This is a genomic window from Planococcus sp. CPCC 101016 (assembly GCF_007859295.1).
In the GTDB taxonomy this organism is placed as follows: Bacteria; Bacillota; Bacilli; order Bacillales_A; family Planococcaceae; genus Planococcus.
The window spans coordinates 280256-292831 of sequence record NZ_VOHB01000003.1 but is presented as its reverse complement, the minus strand read 5'-3'; the positions used below and the strand labels follow the sequence as shown (position 1 = coordinate 292831).

11 protein-coding genes are annotated in these 12576 nt (G+C 42.0%); 8 read left to right on the top strand and 3 right to left on the bottom strand.

What is annotated here, in order from left to right:
* Nucleotides 1-62 precede the first annotated feature (62 nt).
* The 7 genes from FQV26_RS13465 (at nt 63) to FQV26_RS13430 (ending at nt 7143) form a co-directional block, all read left to right on the top strand.
* Complete coding sequence (locus FQV26_RS13465; protein ID WP_146558057.1) at nt 63-797, top strand: hypothetical protein; 735 nt, start codon at nt 63-65, stop codon at nt 795-797.
* The gene (locus tag FQV26_RS13460) at nt 794-2062 is read left to right on the top strand and encodes an NAD(+) synthetase (protein ID WP_146558056.1); all 1269 of its coding nucleotides are present in this window, start codon (nt 794-796) and stop codon (nt 2060-2062) included. Before FQV26_RS13465 ends, FQV26_RS13460 begins: the two co-directional genes overlap by 4 nt.
* A 12-nt stretch (nt 2063-2074) precedes the next feature.
* Nucleotides 2075-2563, top strand: coding sequence for a hypothetical protein (locus tag FQV26_RS13455; protein ID WP_146558055.1), 489 nt, complete (start codon nt 2075-2077; stop codon nt 2561-2563).
* Nucleotides 2564-2832: 269 nt separating this feature from the next.
* Nucleotides 2833-3279 (top strand): hypothetical protein, encoded by a 447-nt coding sequence (locus tag FQV26_RS13450; RefSeq protein ID WP_146558054.1) that lies wholly within the window; start codon nt 2833-2835, stop codon nt 3277-3279.
* Nucleotides 3280-3508: 229 nt separating this feature from the next.
* Nucleotides 3509-4102, top strand: coding sequence for a DUF4230 domain-containing protein (locus FQV26_RS13445; RefSeq protein ID WP_146558053.1), 594 nt, complete (start codon nt 3509-3511; stop codon nt 4100-4102).
* A 789-nt stretch (nt 4103-4891) separates the two neighbouring features.
* On the top strand, nt 4892-6259 hold the full coding sequence (locus tag FQV26_RS13435; protein ID WP_146558052.1) for a PQQ-dependent sugar dehydrogenase: 1368 nt from the start codon (nt 4892-4894) through the stop codon (nt 6257-6259).
* Between the two features lie 557 nt (nt 6260-6816).
* Nucleotides 6817-7143 carry a hypothetical protein gene (locus tag FQV26_RS13430; RefSeq protein ID WP_146558051.1) on the top strand — a complete coding sequence of 109 codons (327 nt, stop codon included), beginning with the start codon at nt 6817-6819 and terminating at the stop codon, nt 7141-7143.
* A 77-nt stretch (nt 7144-7220) separates the two neighbouring features.
* On the opposite strand, the gene FQV26_RS13425 is transcribed toward FQV26_RS13430, so the two are convergent.
* Nucleotides 7221-8750, bottom strand: a complete 1530-nt coding sequence (locus FQV26_RS13425) for an FAD-dependent monooxygenase (protein WP_146558050.1) — start codon at nt 8748-8750, stop codon at nt 7221-7223.
* A gap of 374 nt (nt 8751-9124) precedes the next feature.
* On the opposite strand from FQV26_RS13425, the gene FQV26_RS13420 reads away from it, so the two are divergent.
* On the top strand, nt 9125-9580 hold the full coding sequence (locus FQV26_RS13420) for a hypothetical protein (RefSeq protein ID WP_146558049.1): 456 nt from the start codon (nt 9125-9127) through the stop codon (nt 9578-9580).
* A gap of 167 nt (nt 9581-9747) precedes the next feature.
* On the opposite strand, the gene FQV26_RS13415 is transcribed toward FQV26_RS13420, so the two are convergent.
* Together FQV26_RS13415 and FQV26_RS13410 are read right to left on the bottom strand one after the other, a co-directional pair.
* Nucleotides 9748-10740, bottom strand: a complete 993-nt coding sequence (locus FQV26_RS13415) for an MsnO8 family LLM class oxidoreductase (RefSeq protein ID WP_146558048.1) — start codon at nt 10738-10740, stop codon at nt 9748-9750.
* A gap of 250 nt (nt 10741-10990) precedes the next feature.
* On the bottom strand, nt 10991-11872 hold the full coding sequence (locus FQV26_RS13410; protein ID WP_397431244.1) for a DNA/RNA non-specific endonuclease: 882 nt from the start codon (nt 11870-11872) through the stop codon (nt 10991-10993).
* Between the last annotated feature and the right edge of the window lie 704 nt (nt 11873-12576).

The following is a 12576-nucleotide window of genomic DNA, read 5'->3' as shown; positions in this document are numbered from 1 at the left end:
ATAACTTCATGGTTGTGAATAACGCTCATGCTGCGAAAGAGAATGACACCTACCGAAGAGGAATGAAAATTGTGCGGTCGCTGCAGAGAGTAAACGGCGAGCGGCAGTTATTTTTCCTCGACAGCAGTATGCTGAAAAAACTGCCGGCATTTGCAAAAACAACTATAGTGCCACTTGTAAGTGGTAAGGAAAACCTTCCACGTTTGAAAGGTTCAGGCGGTGAGAAGAAGTCCATCTTAGTTGCGGAAAAACTGCTGCCAGTACTTTCTCAAACGAACTTGGAGATTGCCTATGACCGCAAACCCGATTATTTTAAATGGATTTATCATATTGATCAGAAGTTCCAGCAAATAAAAGTCCCGGTAAAGTCTAAATATTTACTGAAACAAAGCTTCACTAAATCACCGGCTCCTCTTCTAAAGGCGGATGTGAAATCGGCAAGTGATTACTATTACATTCCGAAAATCGACGTTGCAGCAGGATTTTGTATTGAGGGAGGGTATGTTCAATTTCTGTACTTTCTCGCCCAACGGATTGGCGCAGATGTCATTCATTTTCCTTTCCTTCAGTATCTGCTGGATAAACAAGAAGAAACCATTTACTTCCCTCTATTGGGTATCGAAATTGAAATTAGTGAATCAAAGCACGCACTAGGTGGATTGATAAACCTAGCCAATTTTCAATATGTTGGATGGCTTGTTTCTCCTGGAACGATGAAGCCGTATGTAGATACCTATAAGCACCATTTAGGCATGCAGAATGTCCATCATATTGAAGTGGAGGATTATCTCGTATGAATATATTGTTGGTACAGCCATATTTTAATAAAAAGTTTTCGAGAGAGAAGTTTTTTGGGCAGTTGGTAAAAATAATTGAAGAGAAACCGGTTGAATTAATTGTTTTCCCTGAGGGTTATATGGGTGCAGCAACTATAGAAGAAGCATGGGAAATAGTAGAAGACTTAGAAGAGTATTTAGATACACCAATTATTTGTGGTATATCATTTCCAGATGGCACAGAGCGCGCACTATATGTAAATGGAGCAGCTGAAGAAGGAGAAACAGAAAAGTCTATTTTCATAAAACATTCAACAGCTAAGAAACTTGCTTTCGATTTAGATCCCGATGATTTAAAAAAGATGAGAGTATATGAACCAGTCATTTTAAATGACAAACGTATTCAGGTCTATATTTGTCATGATATGTTTTTCCCATTAGTCACAGAAAAACTTGAACAAGAAGGGTTGGATATTCTTATTAACTTAACCGGCGGCAATGTGAAGATGTCGAAATGGTGCAATGTACTAAAAGGGCGATCTATTGAGTTGGACACGACTGTTTTGTGTACCATGGCCAATCGGACAGATGAAAAGCAACCTTCAGATCGAATTGGCTTTAAATCCGGAGAACGGTTGAAAGCAAATTATAAATTGGGTAATGGAGAGAAGACACACGCATTTAGCCTGTTCTCTACAGATGATCCAGTTATAGATGAAGAGACAGCTGAGCCTTTTTATAGTAACAAGCAATACACGCAATTTACAGTGGGCTTTAGTGAAGAAGCGGATTGTACAGTAGATTTGGAAAAGCTGGAGATTTATTCATCAAAGCTGACTGATGAGGACGAAGAAGCTGAGACATCTTTGCACTTGATGAAGAACGGAGAATCCGTTCATGTTCATGTAGCGAACTATGCAGAGTTAGTTGATCGAACCTATTTATACAAACAGCCGATAGCTGAAGAGGGTCACCACATTGGGATTTACTTGTCTGATGGACCGGTAAAGGAAGAAAAAGCGATTGCCATGCTCAAGCTTCGTGCAATCGAAAATCGCATAGGCTACATCGTCGTGGCGGATAATCTCTTTGTTGCTGCTAAAACGAATCGCTATAAAGATACTCAATTATTTAAGGCTACTGAAAACAAAATAGGATTTGATTTGCAGTTTATGCAAGGAATCAATAGCGTTTTTCAAAAATCTGCAAGCAGCAAGCAGGGGATTCCAGTACGATTTAAAGAGCAGTATTTAAGCCTTTTGCAAGTGGCTGAGAACGTAAAGTGAGGGGAATCATGCATGCCAACAAGTAACAGTAAGCTCCTGATTAAAGACCCATTTATTATGAATGAAGATACCGTCAATGAAGCAGTGTGGAATTTCATCAAGGCGGCAGGCTTTCATTGTCCCAACTTCTTAACTGGCAATAAAACAGGCGTTGACGTAGAAGGAGAAAAAGATGGTCATAAAATCTATATCGAATCCAAAGGTTCTCACGCAAACAATCATGCTCTGGATACAGTGTTCGACTCAGGACAAATTAAGACGCACACTTATATGCAGATTGGAAAATTGATGGAGTATCAAACTCTCGGAAAAGAAAACGCTCTGTACGTTATGGCAAATCCCGATATACCTAGAATAAGAAATAGAGTGGATAAAGTGAAAAAATCTATTAACTTTGCTGGATTTATAAGGTTTTGGGTTCAACAAGACGGCAGTGTGGAAGTTGATTATCCAGTGCAAGCTGAAAAGGTGCTTTTGGAAGTTGGATTGATTCAAAAGTGATGAGTATCACTACATTGGGGGCACAGTAGATGGTATAGGAAAAAATATAATCGGAAAGACCGCTAAAAAGGTTTTGTTTAAAGGAAAAATAGTTATGCTATAATTCTTTCATTTGTTTCATTAAGTCTTTTCTTTTCTAAATATCATATTTTAAGAAAGAGATACATTCGGATATACTGAATTCAGACTCAAATTGTGATAAATTAGAAATTTTTTTGATAGTTACAAAGATGAAATTAATAAAAATACTTTTGAATTGAGATGAAATCTTGTTAAACAAACTTAAAGAAAAACTCATTAGTGCGTCTGTGAATGGTTTTGAAATACCAATTTCTTCTGCCAATATGGAACAATTAATCGGAATGAAATTAGGTAACCGAGATGTTAGAGTTGAAATAACGTCTGAGTATTTAGTGCTTCATGGAACTACAGAAGTGAAGAAAATGATGTTCAAGAAAAATGTGCCATTCAAGATTACATTGAAGCCGATCCAGTTGGATAAAAGGACAATTCAATTTGAATTAATAGACATGAAGCCTTTTGATATAAATATCATTACCAGCAAAATTTTTAACAAACCTCCTTTTGCAGAATATACGAATCGAACGATTAAAGTAGATTTTAATGCTTGGGATGTTGTAAAAAAAATTCCTGTGGGTAATATCAAATCATATGAAATGGTTGAAGGTGCAATAAATATTCGATTGTCTTTATGATTTTTAGAAATCTCATCATCGTGAAAGAAAAAATGTTAGACTTCTTGGTACGAATTATCAAAATAGCTTTCAAAAGTAAAATGGTAGGTATTCATAATTGAGTGGAATACAGGGACCAAATACTAAGATTCGAGCAAATCATGGGATAGCTGCTCTTTCCTTTATCCAAAATCAAAAACAAGAATCACGTCCTTGAGACGAGAAAAAAACAAGTAGGGAGAATTTAAGCATGAAAAAGCTGATAGTAGGAATGATGGTTCCAGTGTTACTTATTGGAATAATTGTTTTAGTTGTTTTTATTCAATTTAAACCATTTGGAGTTACTGCTAACCAAAGTTCTAATACGTCCATAATCCAGGAGAGAGTCGTGGAGTTGTCAGAGCTAGCGACATTAAAGTATGAGTATAGTAAAGCAATGGTAAATCGGGATTCAAAGAACATCCCGTTGACTGATATTCGCTTTGCAGAGACGATAAAGCTCATTGAGTACACGGGATATATGAAAGCTGGGTCGGATCTGTCGAAAGTGGATGTGACATATGATGAAGTGTCCAATCAAGTAACGGTCCGCCTCCCAAAAGCGAAAATTCTCGATAATGTTGTGGAGACCGAGAACATGAAGGTAGAAGATGTAAAAGGAAATATCTTTCCAGACCCTCCTACCCAGCAAATTATTGAGGATATAAACATTGAAAAGAAGAAATTTGAAGAAGAGAAAATCAGCCAAGGATTTTTAACGGAAGCTGATAAAAGAACAGAGGAAGTCTTAAAGTCTTTCTTAAACTCCGATGAAGAAAATGAAATAATCGTTGAATTTTATTGAAAATAACGTCCCTATGTCCGAGACGATTTAGTATATTCACGAGAATAATAGTATCGCGTCCATGTTTTAAAACAAGTCTAAACGAAGCTTTCAATACACAATGATATATACACGTATCCATAATTTGAACTTCTGATCATTGACGGTATGCACCATGTGCTGAAAACGGTATCGGATGAAAGTGAAAATGAGGTTGCATACAGGGACCCTGATTTACCATTGGCGGATGGGTTAATGGAGGGGATTGTTGGGTTTTTGGAGTGAAATAATATACGTAAAAAAAGCTGCGAAGGGATTCGCGGCTTTTTTATCGGATTTTTTTACTCACTCAGGTAAAGAATCAGTTTTAAATATTTTCACTATACTACTGCTTTAAGTGAAGATGTCAGTGGACCTAAAATAACAAAATTAATAAAGACTTATGCGACCCAGACACTGCAACACGGATAGTGGGTATGGCCGGCAGCATTGAGGATCTATGTGTACGTAACATCGGCGAAGCATTACGCCGTGCAGGGGATGCGAGACAAAGACAGGCTGAATACATCACAAAAGGTGGCAACTCCGAGTGTTGTCTTTTAATAAAATATTATTACAAGAATGTAGTAAATATCATGAAAAAGTAATATTATTGTTTTATTTTCAGAAAATTAGGGAAACATTATTTGGAAAGAAGTTTTATATTTTTAATTATGATGTGAAAGTCTTAACCAAGTCTTGATACTGGGTTTCAGGGGAATGAACTTTAACATAGTAGGTTAACTATTTTAGAAAAGGGGAGGAAAAACGATGACGAAAGCTTCGTGGTCAAGATTACTGTTCTTTATGATGCTGATCTTTGTATTGGCTTTGGCAGCATGCGGCAATGATGAAACTTCAAACGAAGAATCACCTGCTGATTCGGATGCTGAAACAGAAGAAAGTGCTGAAACAGAAGAAAGTGCTGAAACAGAAGAAGGTGTTGACGAGGGCACTGAAGAAGATGCTAACGAGGGCACTGAAGAAGTCTCTGATGGAAGTGCAGAATCTCAACCAAAAGTTACTGAGTTTGAACCAGCATTTCCAGAACAAACAAGAGCACCTGCAGTAGTGACTGAAACAGAACTTAATGAGGAAGTTATTGTTGAGGGTCTTGGCGTGCTTTGGGGTATGGCAGAGTTTGAACCAAACCGCTTACTTGTTACGCAAAGGGATTCAGCAGAACTTCTTATTGTAAACCTTAATGAGTTCGCTGTTTCAGAACCAATCGAAGGTACGCCAGAAGTAAATAGCGAAGGTCAGGGTGGTTTACTTGATGTAGCCGTTGCACCTGATTTTGACGAATCAAGATTAGTATTTTTGACGTTTTCTCAAGATGTCGAAGGTGGTACTTTAACTGCTGTCGGTAAAGGTGTTTTATCAGAAGATGAAGCCTCACTTGAAGATTTTGAAGTAATCTTCCAAGCAGAACCAGCATATGAGGGTGACTTACACTATGGTGGACGTATTATCTTTGATGAGGATGGCAACCTATTCTTAACAACTGGTGAGCGTTCAGATGATCCAATTCGCGAACGTGCACAAGACTTGGATGCTTACTTGGGTAAAGTCATTCACATTACACAAGATGGAGAACCAGTAGGTACGAATCCATTTATCGAAGATGAAGAAGCACTGGATGGTATTTACAGCTACGGTCACCGTAATATTCAAGGTATAGACTTCCACCCTGAAACAGGAGACTTATGGATTATTGAATTCGGTCCACAAGCTGGGGATGAACTGAATATTGTTGAACCAGGCAATAATTATGGATGGCCGATTGTTTCTTATGGCATCGAGTACACTGGTGAATTAATCAATGATGGAATTTCAGAACACGAGGCGCAAGGCTTTATTGAACCAAGATATTATTGGGATCCAACAAGTGCGCCAAGTGGTAGTTCATTCTATGATAACGACGCAATTCCTGAATGGGAGAACAACTTGTTCATCGGTGGTTTAGTGTCGAGCTATATTGCACGTGTCGTTATTGAAGGTGACACCATCGTTGGAGAAGAACGTCTATTAACTGATAAAGGCGAACGTTTCCGTGATATTCTTGTAACTGAGGATGGCGCGCTTATTGCAAGCACTGATGGCGGTGCGATTTATAAGATTACTGCAGCAGGTGAATAAAAAAGCGCCCCTGTGTCAAAAAGAATTCAGTTTATTAACTGCAATTGCATAAAGAATAAGCCGTATCTCGTAGCCTTAAAGGTTAACAGATACGGCTTTCGTATTTTTATCTAAGAAGTAATTGACTTTGATGAAGCACTTAATGCTGTTCAGACTCCATAAGCAGTATATCTGGGATCATAGATAAGGTTTCCTCCGACTCATATAAACCAGATAGCCATTATTCAATCGTGGATTACATATACCTAATTCTTTAATACCTTCAAACTCATCGTGTATAGAACGAAGTCTCAACAAATAATAGACCAGTAATTGCAGCGTTTTTCTTTAGTTGGTGGTGATTTAGAAACTTTTAAATCCCACATTCCTGTTTCCGTTAAAAAATCACCGTGGCATTTTCAAGTACTATCATGCAAAAAAGTATGTGAGCTATCCTAAATCATCACCTTAGTCACTAAATGAACTAAATATTCTAACTTTTTTAATCTTTTGACTGGAAATCGAACGTAAGTTCTGTTATATTAAATGCATACCACTATGGAATGAGGTGTATTTCGATGGTGCTTGCAATCAAAGAAGTGAACGGATTTGAAAAAGGAAAGAAATATACTAAGGAACTTGAGTTTGTTTCTTGCTTTGAAAACGACGAATATCGAGTAATCGCTTTAATAGATGGAGATGGCAATGTTTTTTATTGGACAACTACAGAAGATTCGCTTGAATATCGAAACTTCCGCAAGAAAGCTACTTACACATTTAAAGTTAGCTATATTTCTACAATAGTCGGTCCTTCCAGACCTAAGGTCATTATTGCAGAATTGAATGATGTAACAGCTGAAAACGGCATGTATGGTAAGGCAGAGCAATATAAATTAAATGCTTAATATATATTTGTAAGAAGAGGCTAGAGGAATGATCCCATCACGGATTCATGCCTCCAGCCTCCTTTATTATTTCTGCCTCACTCCACTCCAAAAGCCACAATCCCATAAGTCTCCAAATACATTTTCAACACACGCAGCCATTGCTTTTCAGTCGCAAGCCCTACATGCCCATCCGGTCGAATCAGGTATAGCGCATCTTGCTTGAATCCTGCGTCTTTCATTTGCGCTTCCCATGGAAACTCATGGAGCTGGAGCGACTGCGAGCGGGCAAAGTCGATGAGCTCCGGCTGCGCTTTGCCGTATATGTGAATTTGCCAATCGACGGAGCGCAGCGGCGCGAAATTATCGCCGTTTGCGGTTTCGATCCACGGCAAGCGCATGCCGCCGTAGACTTTGCCGGCTTTGCCTTTGCTCAAGATACTATTGCGGTAATTGATATGGATTTGAGACAAGATCTTAAACGCGTTTTTTGAGGGGAAGGAAAATTTGAATACTAACGGCAAGACGTAAGGGACGGCATACTCCCGCAGCAACGTGCCGGGCAGTTTTTGATTGACGATCGTTTGGAACGCTTTGTCGGTCGTCGCGATCAACCGGCGCGCAAAGGCAATGCGCTCTTGTTCGTAGGTGCTCAATATTTTAGGAGCAGCTTTGCCTTGAACCACCGCTGCGAGTTTCCACCCCAAATTGATGGCGTCCCCAATGCCGGTGTTCATGCCTTGTCCGCCGGTCGGGCTGTGCAGGTGGCCGGCGTCGCCCAGGATAAAGATGCGCCCTTTGGCAAATCGCTCGCTTACGCGGTTGTGGACGCGGTAGGTCGAAAACCAATTGACCTTGGCCGCGCTCACGCGGATTTTGTTTTCAATGTAATTGGCGATTTCACTGTATTGGACATCGGTGCGCTCGTTGAATTCTTCGGGCACAATGCCGAGGATTCGTTTAGTGTTGGCATTGCGGACGTTCATATACAGCATAAAGCCGTCATTGTCCATGTACATGTCCATCTTTTCCATGTCGTCTACCGGCTGCTCGGTTTCGATATCGGCGACAAAGAATAATTGCTTGTACGTGCCGCCGGGAAAGTCGAGTCCCAGTCCTTTTCGGACCATGCTGCCGGCCCCGTCGCATCCGCATAAATAGGCGAATTCCGCTGTTTCTTCTGGCTGCCCTTGTTGCTGCATCACGGTGTTCACGCCAGCTCCTGTGTCTTCAAACGAAAGCAGCGAGGTGTTCCATTCGACTTCGACGCCGATTTTGCTTAATTCGTCGACGAGAATTTCTTCGTGCTCATCTTGCGGCAAACTCAAAATAAACGGAAACGGACTCAGCCCTTTGCCCAACTCATGGAATTTCACTGTGGCTCTCACTCGTTTGCCGTCGCTGACATCAAGCGACAAAATCGGATGTCCCCGCTTGATGTTGCGTTCGGCGAGGCCCAGTTGCTCGTACTGCTCCAATATGCGCGCATGCACAGCGAGCGCACGTGACGCTGTGCCGGTTCCTGCGTTTTTATCGATGATCCGAAACGGCACGTCTTGACGCGCCAGGCTAGAGGCCAGAGCCAGGCCAGTGGGGCCAGCTCCGACGATTAAGATTTGTGGGTTCATCCTAGAGACCTCCTAATGAGTATCACGCCTGCTGATCAGTTCAGCTTCAAGTGCGGTGTATAGCTATAAAATCGAGTAGAGGAAAAGTGCTTGTAAGAAAAAATGATAACGAACCGAAAAGATCTTGTACAGCTACTATATCCTTAATCGACCGATTTCAAGCAAGGGGCACTTAAAAATATTTGGGGCGTCCCCTGGGCAAGAAACAATTCCGAGCGTTTTTGACCAAACAATACACTATTAAATCCGGAGCAAAGGGCGGGACGTGATAGAATAACAGGTAGTGGAACAGAAAAATAAATGGTATGGTCATGCCTGGCAGAAAGTGCAGCATTCATTATTGATAGATGAGTTGAAAGGAATGAAATAGCAAAATGAACAAAATGGTCGAGCAAAAAATGAACGAGATGACAGAAGTGTTTAATAGTCTGCTGAATTGCCGGATTGAAACCGATGAGACCGGCCGGATTTTGATTGTGAGCGATAACCCGGTTCCGTGGAGTGACGCGCTTGAGAAGAAGGATGCGCACTCGGTATATAAAATTGGGTCCATTACGCCTCATAAAGCGGCGCTCGGGCTCTATATTGATTTCCCGCATAAGTATATCGAGATTGATCGGCTAGATGACATCATCGATCCCGAATTCACATTGACGTATTATGAGCCAGGCACCAAGACGTCGACAGTGAAAAGCTGGTGGCGGTTCCGGTCGGATGAGAAATTCGACAGCATCCATCTGGTTCTGAGAAAAACGGAGCTGGAATTGTATGATTTCAAGAGGGAAGAATGGGTTGGATTGATGGAAGAGATTACAGCTGTTCATAAGTGATGGATAGCTTAGCCGGATAATATAGCTCCCTGTGTCAAACTCCATTCAGTTTATTAGCAACACCAGCATGAAGAAAGCCGCATCCAGTGCCCTCAAGGGTTACCGGATACGGCTTTTGTATTTTAATCAGAACTGCTGAGAATCATCTTGTATATCGAAGTTGTATATTAAAGCAACTGCTGTGCCAGTAAACGGTAGACATCCAATCGTTTTTCCTGGGAATGCGGAATGCTGCAGATCATCGCTTCTTCAAAACCGTAATAAATTTGCTCCTGCTGCAATTGATCTGCCACGTCTTTAGCGGAACCGACTAGATGGAGTTTGCGGCTTTCCTGGATTTGCATGCGATCCATTTCCGACAATGCGGAATTTTGTGCTTCTTCTGGTGTCATTAGCGGCATAATGCGGCCTTTCATCAACATCAGGCGCGAAATATCCTGCGGTAATGCTTCATATTCCGCTTCTTCGGCCGTTTCAGCCGTTGTCACTAAATACGATACCGAAATTTCGGGTTTTTCCATAAAAACTGAAGGGACAAAGTTTCTTCTATAGGAGTCCAATATCGTTTTTCTCATGCCGCCGTTGAAAAACTGCGCAAACGAATAGCCGACACCCAATCGTCCAGCTTCTAATGCGCTATTGCCGCTCGAGCCGAGCAGCCAGGCTTCCGGCAGTTTAACATTTGTCGGTGCAGCGATGGTTTTATTGTACATATTGTCTTCAGGCGTTTCGTCGTTGATCAGTTTCAATGCCGTGTCGAATTTTCCATACATATCATCCGTCATGGTTCGCCGTCCCTGGGACAAGGCGTAGATGGAATTGTGGTCGCCGCCCGGGGCACGTCCCACGCCAAAATCGATGCGGCCCGGTGCCAACGCGCTCAATGTCTTAAACACTTCAGCAAGCTTCAAAGGTGAATAATGCATCATCATCACGCCGCCGGTGCCGATTCGGATTTTCTCCGTTTTGGCGCTCAAGTAGGCGGCAGTGACTTCGGGGGCGGAGCTGGAAAATGCGCCGGAGCCATGATGTTCCGCCATCCACATCCGGCTGTAGCCTAATTTGTCGGCGAGAACCGCGAGTTCCACCGCTTTTTTCATCGCATCTTCTGCCGTGTTTCCGGTCGTCACGGGTGCTTGATCCAACACACTTAGTTTCATCTATCTAACTTCCTTTCGTTAACTGCAGGTTTGCACATAGAGGAGTATAGCAGTCCGGCATACTGAAATCATGTTATCTGTCTTCAGGCTTTTTTAGGACGGACATTAAATCCCCTTAGCTAAATTCGCGTCCTCGGGAAGCGATGCATTAAGTAGAATTCTGCCTATACAAAAATCCGCTCTCTAAGTAAAGAGGGCGGATTTCTTTTTCAGAAAATCTGTAACACATCAATTCATTCATTCCAGGTGCTTACTCACCGACCATCCCGTCATTGTCATTATCTCGCATATGGGGATATAGCCAATGGTCGCTCATGATGGGCATACTGAAACCTGCTTCTTTCGCTTCTTTGATCGTCACCTGGCCATTGCCGTTTGTATCAACACTGGATACATCACCGCCTGTGTTTGCGGTGGTTGATTCGGCAGGTGCACTAGCTGCGGTATAACTGCTTGAATCCTTAGGCTCGCTGTCTGTTAAACCGAGTGATGCGTTTACTTCATCCGGGTTCCCGTTGTCGAATGCATCCACGACTTCGTTGCCCATCACTGTATACGTGTACTGATAACTTGAAGGGATCTGTGTTTCCGTATCCGGATAAGTGATGATGGCTTCAAAATTCGTCGCTCCGCCTGCATCACGTATGACGTCTTCCATATAAGCTTGATCACCGTGCCGGTTAAGCGTGCTTTCTTGCGGTGTGATGTTATAGGCGTTCGACACCCCTCCGAGAGAATCCGCAATGACGTGGCCTTCATCCAGCACGTCACTTTCAACGCCCGAAACCTTTGCCTCATCCGAATAATACCTGCCGCTCGATAAGACAGGTTCGCTGCTGTCATCCTGTACAGTGATTTCGGCCGCAACAACACGCGCCAACTGCCCGTGTTCATTCGTAAAGGCCCAATATTCACGGTCCCCGTACCCGATGTCAACGACGATGTTGGCTTCGCGGTATCCGGAAATATCACCGCCATCCACTTCGATCAATTCGTATCCTGCGAACAGGTCATTTTTTAGTTGGGCTTCTTCTTCAGCAGCTTTCTGTTGGACTGCCAGTTCTTGCGCTTCTTTTTCTTTCGCAAGCTCCTCGGCCGCCGCTTTTTCTTCGGCTTCTTTCTCAGCTGCCAATTCCTGTGCTTCTTTTTCTTTCGCAAGTTTCTCAGCCGCTGCTTGTTCTTCAGCTTCTTTCTCAGCTGTTAGACGTGCTTCTTCTTTTTCTTCCTCAGCCTGTTTCTCGGCTTCTTCCAAGGCAACACGCTGTTCTTCCGCTTTTTCCTCGTCTGCTTTTTCTTTCTGCGCTTCCACCTGTTCACTTTCGACATCCGATGCAGTTTCAACGTCTTCTGCTGTAATGAAAACACCAATACCGGAACCAATAATTACTGCGAATGAAAGGCCAGTCGCAAGACCCGCCTGCTTAACAGTCGGCCCTTTTTTGAACAAAGCACTGACGAGTAACAAAACAATGCTCGCAGCGAAAGCCACTAAGGCGACCAGCATCAATAAAACAAATACGATATCCATTTACTAGTTCCCCCTGAATTCTCTCGTTCTAGATCTATTTAACTATATTCCAAGGATGAATATAACACGATTTGATAGGTAAATAATAGGGAGTAGAAAACTTAGTTTGGAAATATTTAGATTCGTTTATTTGTTTGCACCCACTGCAACACAATTATAGGTGTGTCATTTTTAATATATTCATCTTAATAAATTGTGCAGCGCACAGGAGAGCAATCCTGATTTAATCTATTTGTGTGAACCCACCCAAAACAGGGAAACCTTATACAAGCAGGTTAATTCCTTGATTTGATTGGAAAAGGAGAATT